This is a genomic window from Brevundimonas sp. SGAir0440, from assembly GCF_005484585.1.
Classification (GTDB): domain Bacteria; phylum Pseudomonadota; class Alphaproteobacteria; order Caulobacterales; family Caulobacteraceae; genus Brevundimonas.
In genome coordinates this window covers 340,383-360,015 of sequence record NZ_CP039435.1, presented here as the reverse complement: position 1 = coordinate 360,015, position 19,633 = coordinate 340,383, and the positions used below count along the sequence as shown (strand labels likewise).

The following is a 19,633-nucleotide window of genomic DNA, read 5'->3' as shown; positions in this document are numbered from 1 at the left end:
CAGTGCGCCGCGATAGCACTGGAACCCCGCGTTCGCGGGGATGAGCGGGGAGAATAGAGCCAAAGATCGCATGAGCCTCGCCCGAAACACCCTGGTGCAGTCGACCCTGACGCTGGGCAGTCGAATTCTCGGCTTCGTGCGCGACATGGCGCTGGCGGCGCGCTTCGGCCAAGGGCCGATGATGGACGCCTTCACCACGGCGTTGATGCTGCCCAACATGTTCCGCCGCCTGTTCGCCGAGGGCGCCTTCGCCCAGGCCTTCGTGCCGGTCTATGGCGGGGTTCGGGCGCGCGAGGGCGAGGAAGCCGCCGCCGTCACGGCGTCCGAGGCGCTCAGCTTCATGCTGGCGGTCGTCGCCGGCTTCTGCATCCTGCTGCAGGTCGTGATGCCCTGGATCATGCCATGGCTGCTGTCGGCGTATCGCGACCAGCCGATGGTGCTGCGCGCCGCCGTGATCGCGACCCAGCTGGCCATGCCCTATCTGGCCTGTATGACCGTGGCCTCGCTGCTCTCGGGCGTGTTGAACACGGGCGGTCGGTTCGCCCTGTCGGCGGCGGTTCCGGTGTTTCTGAACCTGTGCACCCTGGCCGCCCTGATGCCGCCGCTGATCCTGCCGATCCCGCAGGAGACGGTGCTGCTGATGATGACGGCGGCGGTGACCGTGTCAGGCCTGATCCAGGCCGGTCTGCTGTGGTGGGGCGTGCGGCGTCTGGGCGTTCGGCTGAAGATCGGCCTGCCGCGCATCACCCCGAATGTGCGTCACACCCTGGCGCTGGCCGTGCCCGGCGCCCTGGCGGGCGGAGCGCTGCAGATCAACTCTCTGGTGTCGCAGTTCCTGACCGGGTCGGACGAGGGTGCGCGTTCGGTGCTGTATAACGCCGACCGGCTTTATCAACTGCCGCTGGGCCTGGTGGGGGTCGCCATCGGCCTAGCCCTGGTGCCGCGCCTGACCAAGGCGTTCGTCGACGGCGATCACGAGGGCGGGCAAAAGACGCTGGACGACGGCATCAACCTGGCCATGGCCTTCACCCTGCCGGCGGCGGTGGCCTTGTTCGTCATTCCCTTCTTCATCATCGACGCGACCGTGACGCGGGGCGCCTTCACCTCGGCCGACGCCGCCCGCACCGCCGACGTTTTGCGTCAGTTCGCCTGGGGCGTGCCGGCCTTCGTCCTGGCCAAGGTTCTGACCCCGCCCTTCTTCGCGCGCCAGGACACGCGCCGGCCGATGATCTTCGCCGTCACCAGCGTGGTGATCACCGTCATCCTGGGCTCGGCCCTGTTCTTCTGGTTCCGCCGTCAGGGCTGGGACGGGGTGCTGGGCCTGGCCATCGCCACGAGCACCTCGGCCTGGGTCAACGTCGCCCTGTTGGGCGGGGTCCTGATCCGCGAGAACAGCTGGCGGCCGTCCCCGTCCTTTTTGTCGCGCATCGCCCGCGTGATCGCCGCCAGCGCCATGATGGCCGCTCTGCTGTTCGCCGCCGACGTCTTCTATCCGCAGCTGGCTCGCCTGTTCCTGGCCAAGGAGATCGCCGTCCTGGTGGTCTGCGGCGCCGGGGCCGGGCTTTACGGCTTCTGCCTGCTGGCGTTCCGGGCCGTCACGCTCTCGGAACTGAAGGCCACGCTGAAGCGCGAGCCCGGCGGCGGCGCGGTCTCCGGTCTGGACTGACAGGCGGCGAACCGATAAGCGCGAGGCCATGACGACCTCGGGCCTGATCCATGACCTGCGATGGCGCGGCTGACCCGCCGCCTGCCTCGCCACGCCTGCCTTTCGACCTTCCGAGACCCGATCCCATGACCGACCAGACCCCGGACGTTGCGACCCCCGTCCCTAACTATGACGGCCCTCGCCGCATCCTGTCCGGCATCCAGGCCTCAGGCGCGCTGCACCTGGGCAACTACCTCGGCGCCCTAAAGCGGTTCGTCGAACTGCAGGACCAAGGCGCGCCGGTCTATGTCTTCGTCGCCGACATGCACGCCATCACGGTTTGGCAGGATCCGGCCAAACTGACCGCCCAGACGCGCGAGATCGCCGCCGCCTATCTGGCTTCGGGCCTGGATCCGGCAAAGGCGATCATCTTCCCGCAGTCGGCCGTTCGCGCCCATGCGGAACTGGCCTGGATCTTCAACTGCGTCGCCCGCCTCGGCTGGCTCGATCGGATGACCCAGTTCAAGGAGAAGTCGGGCAAGCACAAGGAACGCTCCTCGGTCGGCCTCTACACCTATCCCGTCCTCCAGGCGGCCGACATCCTGCTGTACAAAGCCACCGAAGTGCCAGTCGGCGAAGACCAGAAGCAGCATCTGGAGCTGACCCGCGACATCGCCGCCAAGTTCAACAACGACTTCGGCGTTCCCGGCTTCTTCCCCGTGCCTGAGCCGATCATCCAGGGACCGGCGACCCGCGTCATGTCCCTGCGTGACGGAGCGGCCAAGATGTCCAAGTCGGACCCGTCCGACAACAGCCGCATCAACCTGACCGACGACGCCGACACGATCGCCTCCAAGATCAAGAAGGCCAAGACCGATCCCGAGCCGTTGCCGGAAACCCTGGACGGCCTGAACGAACGGCCCGAGGCCAAGAATCTGGTCGCCATCTATGCGGCGCTGGCGGGCCTGACCCGCGAACAGGTGATCGCACAGTTCGGCGGCCAGGGTTTCGGCGCCTTCAAGCCGGCGCTGGCGGACCTGGCGGTGTCGTCCCTGGCGCCCGTGACGGCCGAGATGCGCCGCCTGATGGACGATCCGGCTGAGATCGACCGCGTGCTGAAGGCCGGGGCCGAGCGCGCCGCCGAGGTCGCCGATCCCGTGGTGGACGAGGTCAAGAAGATCGTCGGCTTCTGGAGGGCGTAATGGGCGTCTACGAGGCCAAGGTCGTCTGGAACCGGGGCGACCAGCCCTTCCTGGACAAGGGCTACAGCCGCGCCCATTCCTGGAGCTTCGACGGCGGGGCGGTGGTGCCGGGATCGTCGGCGCCGTCCAGCGTGCCCGTGCCGATGTCCGATCCGGCCGGCGTCGATCCGGAAGAGGCGATGATCGCCTCCCTGTCCAGCTGCCATATGCTGTGGTTCCTCGCCTTCGCCGCCAACGCCGGCCTGGTGGTCGACACCTATGTCGACGAGGCTTCGGGCAAGATGGGCAAGGACGAGAACGGCAAGCGCTACCTCGCCGAGGTGACGCTGCGCCCCTTCACCAGCTTCACGGGCCGCGAGCCCGATCAGGCCGAGATCGACGCCCTGCACCACCAGGCGCACGACCATTGCGAAATGGCCCATTCGGTCCGCGCGACCATCACGGTCGAGGCGACGATCGGCTAGGCGGCGATCGCCGTCTCTTCCTCGACCAGGGATCTGAAAAGAGCGTGGGCGGCGATCATCCCGTCCGAGGTCGCCAGGGTGATGTTGGAAGCGGCGCGCGCCAGATCGCCGGCGGCGAAGACGCCCGGCTGGGTCGTCTGCTGCATGGCGTCCACCTTGATCACTCGCCCCATCGGGGTGTCGGTCATCTCGCAGGCCAGCCGTTCGGCGAACGGGCTGGCGACACGCACATTGGCGCCGACGAAGATGGCCTTCAGCTCGACGAACCGTCCGTCGGTCAGCCGCGCGCCGCTTAGATCCGGCGCCTCGCCCTCCAGCCGCGCGATGGGCGTGGCCTCGATGGTGACCCCGCGTCGATCCAGCACATGGGCGTCCTCGGGCGACAGGCCGACGTCCAGATCCATGAACAGGGTGACCTGGCCCCATTCGGCGACCGTCGCCGCATACTGGACCGCGTGATCACCGCGGCCCAACACGCCGATGGGGCCGCCGCCGATCTCATAGCCATGGCACCAGGGACAGTGCAGGGCGGTGCGGCCCCAGCGTTCCTTCACCCCCGGGATGTCGACCAGCACGTCCTCGACCCCGTGCGACAACAGCAGCCGGCGACCGCGCGTCCGTGTGCCGTCAGCGAAGGCGACCGAGAAACCGCCATCGATCCGTTCGACCTCGACCGCCTCCGCCATGCGAAAGGCGGCGGTCGGATAAGCCGCGACCTGAGACCGGGCGGACGCCGTGATCTCAGCGCCGGGCTTTCCGTCATTTGTCAGGACGCCATGGGCGCGAGCGGCGAACCGATTGCGCGGCCGGCCGTCGTCGATGACCAGAACGCGGCGGCGCGCGCGCACCAGCTGCAAGGCTGCGGACAGGCCGGCATAGGAGCCGCCGATGATCAGAGCGTCGTGCGGCATGGGCTCAGGACTTTCGGGCGTGGGCATGGAGCAGGTCTCTCTTGGGATGTTCGGCCATGCGGCGCGAGAAATCCGCCGCCAGATCGGCCAGGGTGATGTCGTTCAGGCGCGCGATCAGCAGGGCGCGGGCGGCGGCGTAGGTCTCGGCCAGAGCGTCGTTGACCGCCGCCTCGACCAGGCAGCCGTCAGCCTCGATGGGCGGAGCGGCAGGAAACAGATCCGCACCGCCGAGGGCGGTGTTCACCTGGCCCAGGGTGACCTGATCCAGCGGTCGCGACAGACGCCAGCCGCCGCCATGCCCCTTTTCCGACGCCACCAATCCCTGCTCGCGCAGACCGGCCATGGTTCGGCGCACCACTACGGGATTGGTGGACAGGCACACCGCCAGCTGGTCCGAGGTCATTGGCGCGCCGGTGCGTGTCTCATGCTCGGCCATGTGCAGCAGGGCGTGGAGAATGTTGGACAGGCGGGAATCCTTTTTCATGTAACCGCAATTGTTACGTGATGGATCGCCCGTCAAGAGCGCGGGTCAGTTTTCTTTTTCACCCGTGTGGCACGGCGTCGGTCAGGAAGGCGCCGAAACGGCGCAGGGCCTCGACTGTCAGTTCCGGATCGTGGCGCATCGGACCGTTGTTGGTCGGTTCGTCGAAGGCGTGAGTGCCGCTGGCGATCCAGCTTTCGACCTCGGAGCCGCAGTTGCGGATCATGGTGTTGACCTGCTCGGCGTTGCGAACGGTGGTCAGGTGGTCGCGCTTGCAGGTGACGGCCAGGACGCGCGGGCAATGCCGCCAGGGCTTCAGCCGGTTGAAGGCAAACGGGCCGATGTAGGGATAGGCCAGCCACACCGCCTTGACGCCGGACAGGTCGGCGCCGGCGGGATCGGTCACGCCAAAGGCGCCGGGCGTCGGCGCGCCGCTCATCATCTCCATGATCGACCAGCCGCCATGGCTCCACCCGGCCAGGGCCAGCTTCGTCGCATCGACATCGGGGCGGGCCGAAACGCCCTGGATCGCCGCCAGAACGTCGCCCACCCGCTCATAGCCCCGGAACGACAGGCCCGTGCAGACCGCCGCCAGGGTGAAGGCCCGGCCCCATCCGCGCGGGCCGTAGGAATCGACGATGAAGGCGCGCCAGCCCGCCGCCTTGGCGACCTCGGCGTAGCGGGGCAGGTGATCGCGCAGACCCCCGCAGCCATGGAACATCAGCACGGCAGGACGGGGCCGGTCGTCGTTCGGCCCCACGACGGTGACATGGGGCTCCAGCCGGGCCCAACGGCGCTTCAGATCATCCATCTTCGACATACGCCGCAGCTTGCCGGCGAAAGCCAGTCCAAAAATCCGATACTCAACCGGCGCAGCGCAGCGTCAGGTTCAGCCGGCCGCCGCCGGGGATCAGGCGCGACGATCCCGCAAGAACGCGGTCGACGCCATGACGGGCCAGGCGCGCGGGTCCGGTCAGGGCGCAGACGTCGCCGCTGTCCAGTTTCAACGTCGTGGTGCGGCCGCCCTGCGCCGCGCCGATGCGGAACGTCGCCGTGTCCCCTAGCGACACCGAAAGGACGGGCGCGCCGAGGTCGGCCTCATCCTTGTCCTGGTGCAGGCCCATCTTCGCCGCATCGCGATACAGATTGACCAGACAGGCGTCCGGCGGCGTGGGCCAGGCGACCGTGGCGTCCCACAGGTCGAGCAGCACAGTCGGGATCGCTGGCCAGGGTCGCCCGGTCTCGGGATGGGTCGACTGATAGCGATAGCCGCCCCGGTCGGAGACCCAGCCCAGCGGCCCGAAGTTGCTCATATGAACCGAAAAAGGCCGACCGCCGGGCGTGGTCGGTTGATACAGCGGCGCGTCATCCAGCCGGGCGAACACCTCGGCGACCAGATCAGCCTGCGCCACGGCGTCGAACGCCCCCGGCCAGAGCCGGAAGCCCTCGACGGCGGTCTTCACCTCAACGGGTGTAGGTGTATTCGCTGACCTCACAGACATTGATGCGCGACCGCGTCAGCTCCTGACCGTTGGTGAACTCGGCCTTGAAGTCATAGATGCAGGCGCCCGAACCGTCATCGATGTTGATGCGCACATCCTGCCCGCTTTCCAGAATGTCCGAGCCGAGGATGTCCTCTTCCCAGTCGTCGCTGCGCGAATCCGACGCGTAGAAGCGCAACATGGTCCAGCCGGTGCGGTTCTTGATGGTGACGTGCCGATCATAGCCGTCGCGCGACTGAATGGCCGGCGCCCCAGCGGGCGGCGCCGCGGCAGCCGCAGAGCCGATCAGAACGGCGGCGGCGACGGCGGCCTTAAGCATGGTCTTGATCATTGTTTCCTCTCCCTTCCTTCATCGCGGTCCCCAGATCGCGACGGGAAATCTTATGCCCGAAGATCGCTGTCTCTGCATCTTCGAATTTCATCGTTCTTCGAAAGCTTTGAATCGCATAACGCCCTTGCGGGCGGGGGGGATTTTCCCATATCGGGGCCAGCTTCGGAGAAACCCCGCGAAACTTGGGGCTATCCAGCCTGATCCACGCCAACCCAACCGGGGGCGGTCACGCGCGGCGCTTCGTCGAAGGCCGCCGCATCGCCCGCCGAACCAGAGAGACTGAAGAACACATGGCCAAGATTATCGGCATCGACCTGGGCACCACCAACTCGTGCGTCGCCGTCATGGACGGCAAGACGCCGAAGGTGATCGAAAACGCCGAGGGCAACCGCACGACCCCGTCGGTCGTGGCGATCCAGGACGGCGCGGAAGTGCTGGTGGGCCAACCCGCCAAGCGCCAGGCCGTCACCAACCCGTCCAACACCTTCTTCGCGATCAAGCGCCTGATCGGCCGCAACTTCGATGATCCCGTCGTCGCCAAGGACAAGGGCATGGTGCCCTATGAGATCGTTAAGGGCCCGAACGGCGACGCCTGGGTGCGCGCGTTCGGCAAGGACTATTCCCCGCAGCAGATTTCGGCCTTCACCCTGACCAAGATGAAGGAAGCGGCCGAGGCCTATCTGGGCGACAAGGTCACCCAGGCCGTGATCACCGTGCCGGCCTACTTCAACGACAGCCAGCGTCAGGCCACCAAGGACGCCGGCAAGATCGCTGGCCTGGAAGTGCTGCGCATCATCAACGAGCCGACCGCGGCGGCCCTGGCCTATGGTCTGGAAAAGAACGACGGCCAGAAGATCGCCGTCTATGACCTGGGCGGCGGCACCTTCGACGTCTCGATCCTGGAGATCGGCGACGGCGTGTTCGAGGTGAAGTCGACCAACGGCGACACCTTCCTGGGCGGCGAAGACTTCGACCTGCGTCTGGTCGACTACCTGGCCGACGAGTTCAAGAAGGAGCAGTCGGTCGACCTGCGCCAGGACAAGCTGGCCCTGCAGCGCCTGAAGGAAGAGGCCGAAAAGGCCAAGAAGGAGCTGTCGACCACGACCCAGTACGAGGTCAACCTGCCGTTCATCACCATGAACGCCTCGGGCCCGCTGCACCTGAACATCAAGCTGACGCGCGCCAAGCTGGAAAGCCTGGTCGAGGATCTGGTCCAGCGCACGATCGAGCCGTGCAAGAAGGCCCTGGCCGACGCCGGCCTGAAGGCCTCGGACATCGACGAAGTGGTTCTGGTCGGCGGGATGACCCGCATGCCCAAGGTCGTGGAAGCCGTGAAGGCCTTCTTCGGCAAGGAGCCGCACAAGGGCGTGAACCCTGACGAGGTCGTGGCCCTGGGCGCCGCCGTTCAGGCCGGCGTTCTGCAAGGCGACGTCAAGGACGTGCTGTTGCTGGACGTGACGCCGCTGACCCTGGGCATCGAAACCCTGGGCGGCGTGTTCACGCCCCTGATCGAGCGCAACACGACGATCCCGACCAAGAAGAGCCAGACCTTCTCAACCGCCGACGACAATCAGTCGGCCGTGACGATCCGGGTCTTCCAGGGCGAGCGTCCGATGGCGTCGGACAACAAGATGCTGGGTCAGTTCGACCTGATGGGCATTCCGCCCGCGCCGCGCGGCATGCCGCAGATCGAGGTCGCCTTCGACATCGACGCCAACGGCATCGTCAACGTCTCGGCCAAGGACAAGGCGACCAACAAGGAGCAGTCGATCCGCATCCAGGCGAACGGCGGCCTGTCGGACGCTGACATCGACAAGATGGTCAAGGAAGCCGAGGCCAACGCCGCCACCGACAAGGCCAAGAAGGATCTGGTCGAGGCGCAGAACGCCGCCGACAGCCTGATCCACTCGACCGAAAAGGCCCTGGCCGAGCACGGCGACAAGGTGGGCGCGGACGAGAAGACGGCCATCGAGACCGGCCTGGCCGAGCTGAAGACGGCGCGCGAAGGCACCGACCCGGAAGACATCCGCGCCAAGACCAACACCCTGGTCCAGGCCTCGATGAAGCTGGGTGAAGCGATGTACGCCCAGCAGCAGGGCGACGCCGCCGCCGAAGGCCAGCCGGCCGACGACGGCGTGGTCGACGCCGAGTTCGAGGAAGTGTCGGACACGGACGGCGACGACAAGAAGAGCGCCTGAGCGCCGCGATGATTTGACGTGATTCAAACCCCCGCTTGCCTTTGGTAGGCGGGGGTTCGTTTCATGAAACTTGCATCATTGGTCCCGGACCCCATGTCAGCCGGGACATCGATTTCGACCAACGCTCGATAAGAGGCGAGGCGAAAGCGAACGGGGAAGTATGAGGACGAACGCCCGATGGCGCGTGATTATTACGAAGTTCTGGGTGTCGAACGCACGATCGACGCCCCCGGCCTGAAAGCCGCCTACCGCAAGCTGGCCATGATCCACCACCCGGACCGCAACGGCGGTTCGGAAGAGTCGATGGCCAAGTTCAAGGAGCTGTCCGAGGCCTATACGGTGCTGTCGGACGACAAGAAGCGCGCGGCCTATGATCGTTACGGCCATGCGGGCGTGAACGGCGGCGGGGGCGGCAATCCCTTCGGCCAGGGCGGCCAGGGCTTCTCGGACATCAACGACATCTTCTCCCAGGTCTTCGGCGATGCGTTCGGCGACGCCTTCGGCGGACGCCAGGGCCGGGGCCAGCAGGGCGGACCGCGCCGGGGCTCGGACCTGCGCTATGATCTGGAGATCACCCTGGAGCAGGCTTACAAGGGCGAAGACGTCGAGATCGACATCCCCTCGACCATGACCTGCGACACCTGCGAGGGGTCGGGCGCCAAGCCGGGCACCAAGCCCGTCACCTGCACCACCTGCCAGGGCGCCGGTCGCGTGCGCCAGGCCAACGGCTTCTTCCAGGTCGAGCGCACCTGCCCCCGTTGTCACGGCCAGGGTCAGATGATCGCCGATCCCTGCACCACCTGCCACGGGCACGGCCAGGTGCGCAAAACCCGCACCTTGAACCTGAAAATCCCGGCCGGCGTGGACGACGGTTCGCGCATCCGTCTGTCGGGCGAGGGCGATGCGGGCCAGCGCGGCGGACCGCGCGGCGATCTGTATGTCTTCATCTCGGTCACGCCGCACGACCTGTTCGAGCGCGACAACCTGGACCTGCTGGTCACCGTGCCCGTGCCAATGACGGTGGCGGCCTTGGGCGGCGAGATCGACGCGCCCTGCCTGGTCTCCACGGCCTGCGACGGCAAGTGCAAGGCCTCGGTCGCCGTGCCGGCCGGCGCCCAGACCGGCAAGACCGTGCGCATCAAGGGCAAGGGCATGCCCCATCTGAACGGCCGCAACCGCGGCGATCTGGTCGTCGAGCTGTTCGTCGAGACGCCCACCGATCTGACCGCGCGCCAGCGTGAGTTGCTGGAAGAGCTTGCCCTGTCGTTCGGAGAGGGGCAGAACCCCAGGAATTCCAGCTTTGCCGGAAAGGCGAAGCGTTTCTGGGCCGACATCCTGGGCAATCAGGACGCGGACGGGTCGAAAGAGAACGCGGTTTGAGCGCAATCTTCCACGCCGGCATTTCCGGCTATCGCGGCCGGATGGGGCGTGCGGTCTCTCAGGTTCTGGACGCCCGCGAGGACGTGGTGGTCGCCGCCCGCTTCGATTGGGGCGAGACCGCCGACCTGTCGCTGTGCGACGTGATCATCGACTTCTCGACCCCGGCCGCCTCGGTGGCCCTGGCCCAGAGCGCAGCCGAGCGCGGCGGCCCGGCCCTGGTAATCGGCTCGACCGGCTTCACGGACGAGCAGGAGGCCGACCTGATGAAGGCCGCCGAGAAGGTCGCCATCGTCAAGAGTGGCAACTTTTCCTTGGGCGTGAACATCCTGATCGGCCTGGTCCAGCACGCGGCCCAGCGTCTGGACGCCCAGGACTGGGACATCGAGATCACCGAGGCCCACCACCGCCGGAAAGTGGATTCACCGTCGGGCACGGCCCTGATGCTGGGCGAAGCCGCCGCCGAGGGGCGGTTCTCGGATCTGGATGGTCTGCGCTCCAAACCCTACGACGGGGTCCAGGGCGAGCGCGAGAGCGGCAAGATCGGCTTTTCCTCCATCCGCGCCGGCGGCATCATCGGCGAGCACACGGTGCTGTTCGCATCGGAAGATGAGGTGCTGACCCTGAGCCACTCGGCGATCGATCGGTCGTTGTTTGCAAAGGGCGCTGTCGCCGCCGCCTCCTGGGTGCGGACACGGGGCCCCGGTCTCTATGACATGCAGGACGTGCTGGGCTTCCGGCAGGCTTAAGCCTGGGGCGCTGCGCGCCGCGCTATGTTCGCGACGCGGTCGCTCACGACTTGAGCGCATCTATTGTGCGGTGTTGTGAGTAGTGACCTACGCCGCGTCTTCCTGCGATGGCAGGCCGTAGGCTTCCCACAGTGAGCGGTCCTTCAGCGCCTTGGCGAGGAAGGCGACGTGGGCGGCCTGTTCCTCTGGCGTGGAGCGCGGCGCCAGGGGGCGGGGACGCTGGCCGTAGGCGGCGGTTTCGATGACGCCGCCAGGACCACGACCGACCGGCGCCGACGACAGATCCAGCACCCGCTCCTTGCCGCCGCGAAGCTCCAGATAGACCTCGGCCAGCAGACGGGCGTCGATCAGGGCGCCGTGCAGCGTCCGCTCGACCAGCGACACCTTGTAGCGTTTGCACAGGGCGTCCAGCGAGTTGGGCATGCCCGGAAACCGCGTCTGGGCCAGTTTCAGCGTATCGGTCCAGCGCGCCTCGCCGGTGATCGGCCGGCCGCATCGCGCATATTCGAAGTCGATGAAGTTGCGGTCGAAGGCGGCGTTGTGGGCGATCATCTGCGCATCGCCGATGAATTCGATCAGCTCGTCGGCGATCTCGGCGAACTTGGGCGCATCCTTGACCTTCTCGTCGGTGATGCCGTGAACCCGAATGGCGTCGGGCGGGATCAGCCGCTCGGGGTTGACGAACCGATGGAAGGTCCGCCCCGTCGGCAGCAGGTCCTGGATCTCGATACAGCCGACCTCGATCAGCCGGTCGCCCGTCTTGGGGTCGAAGCCGGTGGTTTCCGTATCCAGAACGATCTCACGCGCCATTCGCCCTTAATGGCGGCATTCGCCTCAGCGCGAAAGGCTTGCCGCGCCGCGCCGGGGAGATATCCACGACGGGTCCAGAACTACGGCGACGATCGCCTCGATCTCGGCCCGAGCAGCCTCCAAACCCCGGCCGGTGTCGATGACGAAATCGGCGCGGGCGCGCTTTTCCGCGTCCGGCATCTGGCGCGCCAGGATGGCGTCGAACCGTTCGCGGGTCATGCCGGGACGAGCCAGGACGCGCTCCGCCTGGATCGCCGGATCGGCGGTGACCACCACCACGGCGTCGACGGCCTTGTCCCCGCCCGTCTCGAACAGCAGGGGGATGTCCAGAACCGCCAGTTTCACACCCGCCGAGCGCGCCGCCTCCAGATCGGCTGCGCGACCCTGAGCGACCAGGGGGTGCACGATGGCTTCCAGACGCCGAAAGGCGGTGTCGTCTTTCCCAAGCGCCTCGGCCAGACGCGTGCGATCGACCGCGCCGTCCACCACGACGCCGGGAAAGGCTTCGCTCACAGCGCCGACCGCCGCGCCGCCTGGCGCATAGAGGCGGTGAACCGCATCGTCGGCGTTCCAGACGACCGCGCCCAGATCGGCGAACATGGCCGTCGTCGTCGACTTGCCCATGCCGATAGAGCCGGTGAGACCGAGCAGGATCATGCCGTCTCGCCCAGATGGGTCATCAACAGGGCGCGAAGATCGAGCGGCGGCGGCTGGCGGCGGAACAGGGCTTCGAACGACGGCGCCGCCTGGCCGATCAGCATCGCCAATCCATCCACCGTCGGCAGGCCGCGTCCGCGCGCCGACGTCAGGAACGGCGTGGCCAGCGGCTTGTAGGTCATGTCCATCACCACCGTGCCGGGCGCGATCCGGTCGAAGTCGATGCTGGGCGGGACGCTGAGCGCATTGATGACCAAGGCTGCGCCGTCCAAAGCATCCTCGGCCGCCATGACCCGAACCGAGGGTCCAAGATCGACGGCCAGGGCCTGGGCGCGTTCGGGCGAACGGTTGACGATGCGAACCTCGGCGCCCGCCTCGACCAAGGCGCCGGACCCTGCGCGGGCCGCGCCGCCGGCGCCCAGCATCACCACCGGCCGCCCGGCCACGTCCAGGTCCGGCGCCTGTTCCTTGAGGCCGCGCATCAGGCCGATCCCGTCGGAACTGTCGGCCAGTACCCGCCCGTTTTCGAACTGCAGTATATTGGCCGAGGACGTCAGCCGCGCCGCCGCCGTCGCCTGATCCGCTAGGGCGAAGGCCTGTTCCTTGAACGGCGCGGTGACGTTCAGCCCCATGATTAGACCCGCACGCCCCGCCGCGACCAGCGCCTCGAAACCGGCCGCATCGGCAGGGGCGAAGGGAACATAGGCGCCGTCGATCCCGCCGGCCGCCAGCCAAGCGTTGTGGATGACCGGGCTGAGCGAATGGCCGACCGGGTTTCCGGCGATCCCGGCGACCATGGCCGCCCCGGTTATGCGGTGCGTGCTCATGCCGCGATCACCCCCGCCCGACGCAGCTCGTTCAACACCGGCCAGAGCGGCAGACCCAGCACTGTGAAATAGTCGCCGTCCACCGCCTCGAACAGCTGCGAGCCCAGGCCCTCGAGCCGGTAGGCACCGACGCAGGACAGCAGGGCCTCGCCCTCGGCCGCCAGATAGGCGTCGAGGAAGGCGTCGGAGAAATCGCGCATCCGCATCTGTACCGTATCGACGCCGGACCAGACGATCTGGCCCTTGGTCGCCAGCGCTGCGCCGGAATGCAGTTGGTGGGACTTGCCGCGCATGGCTTTCAGCCGCTCGCACGCCGCATCCAGAGATCTGGCCTTGGAGACCAGGCCGCCGTCAAAGGCCAGGGTCTGATCCGAGCCCAACACCCAGGCGGTCTCCTCATCACGCGAAACGGCCAGGGCCTTGGCTTCCGCGAGACGAACGGCAAGGGCGGCGGCGTCCAGATCGGTCGAGACGGCCTTGATGGCGTCCTCGTCCACATCGGCGACGCGCACCTCAAAGGCGACGCCGGCGTTTTCCAGCATGGCGCGGCGGGCCGCGCTCTTGGACGCCAGGATGAGAGTTCCGCGCTCAAGCAGCCCGGAGGGCGATAGCGCAGCAGGAATGCTTTTCACCAGGTGGTCCCGATCTTGTGGTTGCGATGTTCGCTCAGCAGATTGGTGATCGCCGCCGCCGTCTCCTCCACCGAGCGGCGGGTCACGTCGATGGTGGGCCAGCCGCGCCGCTCGAAGGCCCGCCGGGCCTTGATCGTCTCGTCGCGCACGGCGTCCTGGTCGGTATAGTTCGACGACTGGCTGGCGTTCAGATTGTCGATGCGGTTGCGGCGGATCTGAACCAGCCGATCCGGCGACACGGTCAGGCCGATCACCAAGGGGTTCTTCAGCTTGGTCAGCCGCTCGCCGTCCTCCTGACCCGGCACCAGAGGCACGTTGGCCGCCCGAATGCCCCGGTGGGCCAGATAGATGCATGTCGGGGTCTTGGACGTCCGGCTGACCCCGCAAAGGACGACGTCGGCGCCCTCCAACTGATCCAGCGAACCCTGGCCGTCATCGTAGGCCATGGCGAAGTCCAGCGCCGCGATCCGGTTGAAATAGTCGTGGTCCAGCGCGTGCTGGGCGCCGACGCGGGTGGACAGGGCCGCGCCGAGATAACGCGACATGGCGCCGACCAAGGGATCCAGCGCGCCGATCTGGGGCATGTCCAGGCGACGGCAGCCTTCCTCCAGCTGCTCGCGCAGATCGCGGTCGACCAGGGTGTGGAGAACGACGCCCGGCGCGGATTCTACTTCCTGCAGCACCCGCTCCATCTGCTTTGGCGATCGCACCAGGGAATAGATGTGCTCGATCGGAATAACGCCGTCAAAACGCGCGGTCACCGCCTTGGCCATGGCGTTCAAGGTCTCGCCGGTCGAGTCCGACACCAGGTGAACGTGGAAATAGGTGGCCAGACGGGCCGGTCCCGAGGGTCTCGCAGGGCTCATGAGACTGTCTGTCTCCCTGTTGAAAGTTGGGGGACGGCGTTGGACCGTCGGGGCGCCGTTTTTCTTAGCCGCTGATCGATCCGCCCGCGAGCGGGGATGATGGTGGATCGCGTCAGCCGTCCGCCGCCGGATCATCCCAAGGCGGAAAACCGAATTTCCAACCGCTGTGGAAAATCCTAATGAAAGGTTAACGACGCTTAACCGCGTTCACAGCCGCAAGCCCCCGCAAACCCTTGCCCGTTAAGGTTTCGTTAGGGATTGTCCACCGGCGGGATCAGTCGTTTCGACATCCCCGTTAAGGATACGCCAGGCGTGGATATCCGCTTTTGTTCCGCCGCCGCCGATCGAGTCATCCCCGCCATTCCACCGCCCTACCTGCCACTTCGAATCTTTTAATTCTTAATCTGATTAGGGATTGAGAGCGGGTGGCTGTGACCTTAATCCTCCGGCATGACCGATCAGATCCAGACTGCCGATCCGACACCCCTGGTGCTCCGGGCTCTCCGCGGGGAGACGTTGGAGCGTCCGCCGGTGTGGTTCATGCGCCAGGCCGGTCGGTATCTGCCGGAATATCGCAAGCTGAGGGCCGAGGCGCCCGACTTCATCGCGTTCTGCCTGAACCCTGAAATGGCCGCCGAGGCGACGCTTCAGCCCATGCGCCGGTTCGGCTTCGATGCGGCCATCGTCTTCGCCGACATCCTGCTGATCCCGCGCGCCCTGGGCCAGGACGTCTGGTTCGAGACGGGGGAGGGGCCCCGCCTGGGCGAAATGCCGATTCCGGGTCGGATGGCCGAACTGGCGCCGGCGGCGGGCGAGCATCTGTCGGCGGTGGGTGAGACCCTGTCGATCGTGCGCGCGGCCCTGGAGCCGGAACGCGCCCTGATCGGCTTCGCCGGCGCCCCCTGGACCGTGGCGACCTATATGCTGGACGGCCAGGCGCGCACCATAGGCAAGGGCGAGCGCGCGCAGGCCCGCACCTATGCCTATGCTGACCCCGCTCGTGTGGACGAGACGCTGGAGGTTCTGGTCGAGGCCACGGCCCGATATCTGAAGATGCAGGCCGACGCCGGCGCCCAGGTTCTGAAGATCTTCGAGAGCTGGGCCGAGGGTCTGCCGGACGACCTGTTCGAAAGACTGGTCCTGAAACCCCACCAGGCGCTGGTGAAGCGCACGCGGGCGCTAGGGGTCACCGTACCTTTGATCGGCTTCCCAAGGGGCTCTGCGGCGCTCGCAGAGCGGTATGCCGAGGCGGTCGAGGTCGACGCCGTCGCCTTGGACACCGCCTGCCCGCTCGAGGTCGGTAAACGGGTGCAGCAGATCAAGCCGATCCAGGGGGCGCTTGACCCGCTATTGCTGCGCGCTGGTGGCGATCTGCTGGACCGACGCGTCGATCAGCTGATGGAGGCCTGGGGGCAGGGGCCCTGGCTCTTCAACCTGGGCCACGGCATCCTGCCGGACGTGCCGATCGACCATGTCGAACAGGTTCTGAGACGGATCGGCGCCCAATGAGCGATGCGAACCCTGGCCGCCGCATCGCGGTGGTGCTGTTCAATCTGGGCGGGCCGGACGATCAGGCTTCGGTCAAGCCGTTCCTGTTCAACCTGTTCAACGATCCGGCCATCATCGGCCTTCCGGGTATCTTCCGCACGCCTCTTGCCAAGCTGATCGCCAGCCGGCGCGAAACCAGCGCCCAGGCCAACTACGCCCTGATGGGCGGCGGATCGCCGCTGCTGCCTGAGACCCGTCGGCAGGCCGAGGCTTTGCAGGCGGTGCTTGGCGCGCGGCTCAATGGCGATGAGGTCAAGGTCTTCATCGCCATGCGCTACTGGCATCCGCTGACCGAAGAGACGGCGGCCGAGGTCGCCGCCTTCGGACCCGACGAGGTCGTCCTGCTGCCGCTCTATCCGCAGTTTTCGACCACGACGACGGAATCCTCGTTGAAGGCCTGGAACGCCGCCTATGCCGGCCCGGGCGTCAGCCGCGCCGTCTGCTGCTATCCGGCTGCGACAGGCTGGGTTGAGGCCCAGGCCCAGGCGATCGGTGAGAAGCTGGACGAGGCGGTGGGCCAGCCGGTGCGGGTGCTGTTCTCCGCCCACGGCATCCCCGAGAAGCTGGTGACCGGCAAGGGCGACCCCTATCAGGAGCAGATCGAGACGACGGTCGCCGCTGTGGTCGCCGCCATCGCGGCGCAGCGCGGGCCGATCGACCACGCCATTTGCTACCAGAGCCGGGTCGGGCCGATGAAATGGCTGGGGCCATCAACGCCCGAAGCCATCGAAGCCGCGGCCAAGGACGGCGTCGGCGTGGTCGTCACGCCCATCGCCTTCGTCTCGGAGCATATCGAGACCCTGGTCGAGCTGGATATCGAATATGGCGAACTGGCCCACGAAAAAGGGGCCAGTCCCTATTTGCGGGCGCCGGCGGTCGGGATCGAGCCGCTGTTCATCGACGCCCTAACCGACGCGACGGTTGGCGCCCTGTCCCACACGGGCGTCGCGCCGTTCGGCCAGGGGTGCAAGGCGGACTGGAAGGCCTGTCCGCATCGCAAGGCAAGGCAGGCGGCATGAACACCTACGATCTCGCACGTGGACTGCACATTCTGGCGGTGATCGCCTGGATGGCGGGGCTGCTGTTCCTGCCCCGGCTCTACGCCTATGACGCCGAGCAGAACGCCAAGCCCGAACCGCTGAAAAGCGAAATGCAGGGCCTGCTGCGCCTGTGGCAGACGCGGTTGCTGCGCATCATCCTGAACCCGGCGATGATACTGGCCTGGGTCTTCGGGCTGTGGCTGATCCACATCGACGTCTCGGCGCGCGGGGCGGCGTTTCTGGGCGAGCCTTGGATGATCGCCAAGTTGGCGGGTGTGATCCTGCTCAGCGGCTGGCACGGCTTCCTGGCGGCCCAAAGAAAGAAGATCGCGGTCGGTACGTCGAAATACTCAGGCAAGTTCTGGCGCATGACGAATGAGGTTCCGTTCGTCCTGGCCATCATCATGGTGCTGTCGGTGACAACCGAGTGGGCGTTCCGTTAAGCGGCTCCGCTTGACCTCGTCCGTCGCCTGTGGTTCCGCTGGCGGCGAACCGTTCGGCGTGCTGCGCCGGCGGTCCCTCTCTTTCGTGACGCCTGCAGGCCTTTGAGCCAGCGGGAGCCCGTCGCACCTCCCTTCGGCCTTCCGGCCAGACATTTTCAGAGACCTGCGCCGCAGCCGTCTGGCCGTGTGCGCCCGCGAGCCTGCATCATGACCGACGTCCGCGACACCCATCCCGACACCCCCGAGACCGAAGGCGTGGAGGTCGAAGCCCCCACCCATCACGGCGCGGCGCATGAAGCCGGCGAGGCGGCGGGCGCCGATTCTGGCGTGGATACGACGGCGGATGACGAAGAGGACGGCGAGCCTGTCGTCGCCAACGGCCGCATCACGCTGGCCGAACTGAACGAGAAGACCCCGGCCGATCTGGTCGCCTTCGCCGAACAGCTGGAGGTCGAGAACGCCTCGAACCTGCGCAAACAGGATTTGCTGTTTGCCATCCTGAAGGCCCTGGCCGACGAAGAAGTCGAGATCATCGCCGACGGCGTGCTGGAAATCCTGCCGGACGGCTTCGGCTTCCTGCGCAGCTCGGACGCCAACTATCTGCCGGGGCCGGACGACGTCTATGTCTCGCCGTCGCAGATCCGCCGTTTCGGCCTGCGTTCGGGCGACACCGTCCATGGGGCGGTGCGGGCGCCACGCGAAGGCGAACGCTACTTCGCCCTGCTCAAGGTCGACACGATCAATCTCGAAGACCCCGAAGCGGTTAAGACCAAGGTCCTGTTCGACAACCTGACGCCGCTCTATCCCGAAGAGCGGCTGCACATGGAAATCCAGGATCCGACGTTGAAGGATCGCTCGGGCAGGGTCATCGACATCGTCGCGCCCTTGGGCAAGGGCCAACGCTGCCTGATCGTGGCGCCGCCGCGCGTCGGTAAGACGGTAATGCTGCAGAACATCGCCAAGTCGATCGAGCGGAACCACCCGGAAGTCTTCCTGATCGTCCTGTTGATCGACGAACGCCCTGAAGAAGTGACGGACATGCAGCGCACGGTGAAGGGCGAGGTCGTCGCCTCCACCTTTGATGAGCCCGCGACCCGCCACGTCGCCGTCGCCGAAATGGTGATCGAAAAGGCCAAGCGTCTGGTCGAGCACAAGAAGGACGTGGTGATCCTGCTCGACTCCATCACGCGTCTGGGCCGGGCCTACAACGCCACCGTCCCCTCGTCGGGCAAGGTGCTGACGGGCGGTGTGGACGCCAACGCCCTGCAACGGCCCAAGCGCTTCTTCGGCGCCGCGCGCAATGTGGAGCAGGGCGGTTCGCTGACGATCATCGCCACGGCCCTGATCGACACCGGCAGCCGCATGGACGAGGTGATCTTCGAAGAGTTCAAGGGCACCGGCAACTCGGAAATCGTGCTGGACCGCAAGGTTGCGGACAAGCGCATCTTCCCGGCCATCGATGTGCTGAAGTCCGGCACCCGCAAGGAGGACCTGATCACGCCGAAGGATCAGCTGGCGAAGACCTATGTTCTGCGCCGCATCCTGAACCCGATGGGGCCGCAGGACGCGATCGAGTTCCTGCTCGACAAGTTGCGTCAGTCGAAGAACAACTCGGACTTCTTCCAGTCGATGAACACCTGATCCGTCTTTACCTCAAGCAGCCGCACGCCGCGCGTGCGGCGTTAGGATGGAAAAAGCGTTTCACGTGAAACAGGAAACCGCCCAATGAAGGTCAATGTGGAAGTCGAGTGCACACCGGCTGAGGCGCGCGCCTTTCTCGGTCTTCCGGACGTGACGCCGCTGAACGACGCCATGGTTGCGGAGATGCAGAAGCGGATGGAGGCCAATGTCGCCGCCATGCAGCCCGAGGAACTGATGAAGACCTGGACCAGCTTCGGCCTGCAGGCCCAGGACCAGTTTCGTCGCCTGATGGAAGCGGCGGTGAAGTGA

General features: G+C 66.6%; 21 protein-coding genes. 11 read left to right on the top strand and 10 right to left on the bottom strand.

Annotated elements, in window-relative coordinates; all coding sequences use genetic code 11:
• The first annotated feature begins 70 nt into the window (after positions 1-70).
• The 3 genes from murJ to E7T10_RS01725 all read left to right on the top strand — a co-directional run bounded on the left by murJ (position 71) and on the right by E7T10_RS01725 (position 3,311).
• On the top strand, positions 71-1,666 hold the full coding sequence (gene murJ / locus E7T10_RS01735) for a murein biosynthesis integral membrane protein MurJ (protein ID WP_137720464.1): 1,596 nt from the start codon (positions 71-73) through the stop codon (positions 1,664-1,666).
• 125 nt (positions 1,667-1,791) lie between these two features.
• Positions 1,792-2,847, top strand: a complete 1,056-nt coding sequence (gene trpS / locus E7T10_RS01730) for a tryptophan--tRNA ligase (protein WP_137720463.1) — start codon at positions 1,792-1,794, stop codon at positions 2,845-2,847.
• The gene (locus E7T10_RS01725; protein WP_137720462.1) at positions 2,847-3,311 is read left to right on the top strand and encodes an OsmC family protein; all 465 of its coding nucleotides are present in this window, start codon (positions 2,847-2,849) and stop codon (positions 3,309-3,311) included. The genes trpS and E7T10_RS01725 overlap by 1 nt, the downstream gene beginning before the upstream one ends.
• On the opposite strand, the gene E7T10_RS01720 is transcribed toward E7T10_RS01725, so the two are convergent.
• Genes E7T10_RS01720 through E7T10_RS01700 form a run of 5 tightly spaced genes read right to left on the bottom strand, consistent with a single transcriptional unit; the run spans position 3,308 to position 6,536 of the window.
• Complete coding sequence (locus E7T10_RS01720; RefSeq protein WP_246846074.1) at positions 3,308-4,249, bottom strand: NAD(P)/FAD-dependent oxidoreductase; 942 nt, start codon at positions 4,247-4,249, stop codon at positions 3,308-3,310. The two genes, E7T10_RS01725 and E7T10_RS01720, sit on opposite strands and share 4 nt — an antisense overlap.
• Positions 4,227-4,706 (bottom strand): Rrf2 family transcriptional regulator, encoded by a 480-nt coding sequence (locus E7T10_RS01715; RefSeq protein WP_137720461.1) that lies wholly within the window; start codon positions 4,704-4,706, stop codon positions 4,227-4,229. The genes E7T10_RS01720 and E7T10_RS01715 overlap by 23 nt, the downstream gene beginning before the upstream one ends.
• A gap of 58 nt (positions 4,707-4,764) precedes the next feature.
• On the bottom strand, positions 4,765-5,523 hold the full coding sequence (locus tag E7T10_RS01710; protein ID WP_246846073.1) for a dienelactone hydrolase family protein: 759 nt from the start codon (positions 5,521-5,523) through the stop codon (positions 4,765-4,767).
• Positions 5,524-5,566: 43 nt separating this feature from the next.
• Positions 5,567-6,205, bottom strand: coding sequence for an alpha-ketoglutarate-dependent dioxygenase AlkB (locus E7T10_RS01705; protein ID WP_137720460.1), 639 nt, complete (start codon positions 6,203-6,205; stop codon positions 5,567-5,569).
• Positions 6,168-6,536 carry a hypothetical protein gene (locus E7T10_RS01700; RefSeq protein ID WP_137720459.1) on the bottom strand — a complete coding sequence of 123 codons (369 nt, stop codon included), beginning with the start codon at positions 6,534-6,536 and terminating at the stop codon, positions 6,168-6,170. Before E7T10_RS01700 ends, E7T10_RS01705 begins: the two co-directional genes overlap by 38 nt.
• 290 nt (positions 6,537-6,826) lie before the next feature.
• Here E7T10_RS01700 and dnaK point away from each other — a divergent pair, with 290 nt between their 5' ends.
• The 3 genes from dnaK to dapB all read left to right on the top strand — a co-directional run bounded on the left by dnaK (position 6,827) and on the right by dapB (position 10,860).
• Positions 6,827-8,734, top strand: a complete 1,908-nt coding sequence (gene dnaK / locus E7T10_RS01695) for a molecular chaperone DnaK (RefSeq protein ID WP_039246674.1) — start codon at positions 6,827-6,829, stop codon at positions 8,732-8,734.
• A 177-nt stretch (positions 8,735-8,911) separates the two neighbouring features.
• Positions 8,912-10,114: a molecular chaperone DnaJ gene (gene dnaJ / locus E7T10_RS01690; RefSeq protein WP_137720458.1), complete on the top strand. Its 1,203-nt coding sequence runs from the start codon at positions 8,912-8,914 to the stop codon at positions 10,112-10,114.
• Positions 10,111-10,860, top strand: a complete 750-nt coding sequence (gene dapB / locus E7T10_RS01685; RefSeq protein ID WP_137720457.1) for a 4-hydroxy-tetrahydrodipicolinate reductase — start codon at positions 10,111-10,113, stop codon at positions 10,858-10,860. The genes dnaJ and dapB overlap by 4 nt, the downstream gene beginning before the upstream one ends.
• An 87-nt stretch (positions 10,861-10,947) precedes the next feature.
• Here dapB and dnaQ read toward each other — a convergent pair whose 3' ends face one another.
• The 5 genes from dnaQ to E7T10_RS01660 all read right to left on the bottom strand — a co-directional run bounded on the left by dnaQ (position 10,948) and on the right by E7T10_RS01660 (position 14,652).
• Complete coding sequence (gene dnaQ / locus E7T10_RS01680; RefSeq protein ID WP_137720456.1) at positions 10,948-11,670, bottom strand: DNA polymerase III subunit epsilon; 723 nt, start codon at positions 11,668-11,670, stop codon at positions 10,948-10,950.
• 24 nt (positions 11,671-11,694) lie between these two features.
• Positions 11,695-12,327 carry a dephospho-CoA kinase gene (gene coaE, locus E7T10_RS01675; protein ID WP_137720455.1) on the bottom strand — a complete coding sequence of 211 codons (633 nt, stop codon included), beginning with the start codon at positions 12,325-12,327 and terminating at the stop codon, positions 11,695-11,697.
• On the bottom strand, positions 12,324-13,154 hold the full coding sequence (locus E7T10_RS01670) for a shikimate dehydrogenase (protein ID WP_168189866.1): 831 nt from the start codon (positions 13,152-13,154) through the stop codon (positions 12,324-12,326). Before E7T10_RS01670 ends, coaE begins: the two co-directional genes overlap by 4 nt.
• Positions 13,151-13,696, bottom strand: coding sequence for a nucleoside triphosphate pyrophosphatase (locus tag E7T10_RS01665; RefSeq protein WP_210416192.1), 546 nt, complete (start codon positions 13,694-13,696; stop codon positions 13,151-13,153). Before E7T10_RS01665 ends, E7T10_RS01670 begins: the two co-directional genes overlap by 4 nt.
• An 86-nt stretch (positions 13,697-13,782) precedes the next feature.
• Positions 13,783-14,652 carry a pyruvate, water dikinase regulatory protein gene (locus E7T10_RS01660; protein WP_137720454.1) on the bottom strand — a complete coding sequence of 290 codons (870 nt, stop codon included), beginning with the start codon at positions 14,650-14,652 and terminating at the stop codon, positions 13,783-13,785.
• A 450-nt stretch (positions 14,653-15,102) separates the two neighbouring features.
• On the opposite strand from E7T10_RS01660, the gene hemE reads away from it, so the two are divergent.
• From hemE to E7T10_RS01635, 5 genes are all read left to right on the top strand, one after another.
• A complete protein-coding gene (gene hemE / locus E7T10_RS01655) occupies positions 15,103-16,161 on the top strand; it encodes a uroporphyrinogen decarboxylase (protein WP_137720453.1) in 1,059 nt (352 codons plus the stop codon).
• A complete protein-coding gene (hemH, locus tag E7T10_RS01650) occupies positions 16,158-17,219 on the top strand; it encodes a ferrochelatase (protein ID WP_137720452.1) in 1,062 nt (353 codons plus the stop codon). The genes hemE and hemH overlap by 4 nt, the downstream gene beginning before the upstream one ends.
• Entirely contained in the window at positions 17,216-17,683 is a 468-nt protein-coding gene (locus E7T10_RS01645) for a CopD family protein (protein WP_137720451.1), read from the top strand. The genes hemH and E7T10_RS01645 overlap by 4 nt, the downstream gene beginning before the upstream one ends.
• A gap of 207 nt (positions 17,684-17,890) precedes the next feature.
• On the top strand, positions 17,891-19,324 hold the full coding sequence (gene rho, locus E7T10_RS01640) for a transcription termination factor Rho (RefSeq protein ID WP_137720450.1): 1,434 nt from the start codon (positions 17,891-17,893) through the stop codon (positions 19,322-19,324).
• Positions 19,325-19,408: 84 nt separating this feature from the next.
• A complete protein-coding gene (locus tag E7T10_RS01635) occupies positions 19,409-19,633 on the top strand; it encodes a DUF6489 family protein (RefSeq protein WP_137720449.1) in 225 nt (74 codons plus the stop codon).

What these genes read in the sequence shown, in the direction of transcription:
- murJ (WP_137720464.1), top strand. Translation starts at nt 71, where the DNA reads ATGAGCCTCGCCCGAAACACCCTGGTGCAGTCGACCCTGACGCTGGGC.
- trpS (WP_137720463.1), top strand. Translation starts at nt 1,792, where the DNA reads ATGACCGACCAGACCCCGGACGTTGCGACCCCCGTCCCTAACTATGAC.
- E7T10_RS01725 (WP_137720462.1), top strand. Translation starts at nt 2,847, where the DNA reads ATGGGCGTCTACGAGGCCAAGGTCGTCTGGAACCGGGGCGACCAGCCC.
- E7T10_RS01720 (WP_246846074.1), bottom strand. Translation starts at nt 4,249, where the DNA reads ATGCCCACGCCCGAAAGTCCTGAGCCCATGCCGCACGACGCTCTGATC.
- E7T10_RS01715 (WP_137720461.1), bottom strand. Translation starts at nt 4,706, where the DNA reads ATGAAAAAGGATTCCCGCCTGTCCAACATTCTCCACGCCCTGCTGCAC.
- E7T10_RS01710 (WP_246846073.1), bottom strand. Translation starts at nt 5,523, where the DNA reads ATGTCGAAGATGGATGATCTGAAGCGCCGTTGGGCCCGGCTGGAGCCC.
- E7T10_RS01705 (WP_137720460.1), bottom strand. Translation starts at nt 6,205, where the DNA reads ATGTCTGTGAGGTCAGCGAATACACCTACACCCGTTGAGGTGAAGACC.
- E7T10_RS01700 (WP_137720459.1), bottom strand. Translation starts at nt 6,536, where the DNA reads ATGATCAAGACCATGCTTAAGGCCGCCGTCGCCGCCGCCGTTCTGATC.
- dnaK (WP_039246674.1), top strand. Translation starts at nt 6,827, where the DNA reads ATGGCCAAGATTATCGGCATCGACCTGGGCACCACCAACTCGTGCGTC.
- dnaJ (WP_137720458.1), top strand. Translation starts at nt 8,912, where the DNA reads ATGGCGCGTGATTATTACGAAGTTCTGGGTGTCGAACGCACGATCGAC.
- dnaQ (WP_137720456.1), bottom strand. Translation starts at nt 11,670, where the DNA reads ATGGCGCGTGAGATCGTTCTGGATACGGAAACCACCGGCTTCGACCCC.
- coaE (WP_137720455.1), bottom strand. Translation starts at nt 12,327, where the DNA reads ATGATCCTGCTCGGTCTCACCGGCTCTATCGGCATGGGCAAGTCGACG.
- E7T10_RS01670 (WP_168189866.1), bottom strand. Translation starts at nt 13,154, where the DNA reads ATGAGCACGCACCGCATAACCGGGGCGGCCATGGTCGCCGGGATCGCC.
- E7T10_RS01665 (WP_210416192.1), bottom strand. Translation starts at nt 13,696, where the DNA reads ATGCTGGAAAACGCCGGCGTCGCCTTTGAGGTGCGCGTCGCCGATGTG.
- E7T10_RS01660 (WP_137720454.1), bottom strand. Translation starts at nt 14,652, where the DNA reads ATGAGCCCTGCGAGACCCTCGGGACCGGCCCGTCTGGCCACCTATTTC.
- hemE (WP_137720453.1), top strand. Translation starts at nt 15,103, where the DNA reads ATGACCGATCAGATCCAGACTGCCGATCCGACACCCCTGGTGCTCCGG.
- hemH (WP_137720452.1), top strand. Translation starts at nt 16,158, where the DNA reads ATGAGCGATGCGAACCCTGGCCGCCGCATCGCGGTGGTGCTGTTCAAT.
- E7T10_RS01645 (WP_137720451.1), top strand. Translation starts at nt 17,216, where the DNA reads ATGAACACCTACGATCTCGCACGTGGACTGCACATTCTGGCGGTGATC.
- rho (WP_137720450.1), top strand. Translation starts at nt 17,891, where the DNA reads ATGACCGACGTCCGCGACACCCATCCCGACACCCCCGAGACCGAAGGC.
- E7T10_RS01635 (WP_137720449.1), top strand. Translation starts at nt 19,409, where the DNA reads ATGAAGGTCAATGTGGAAGTCGAGTGCACACCGGCTGAGGCGCGCGCC.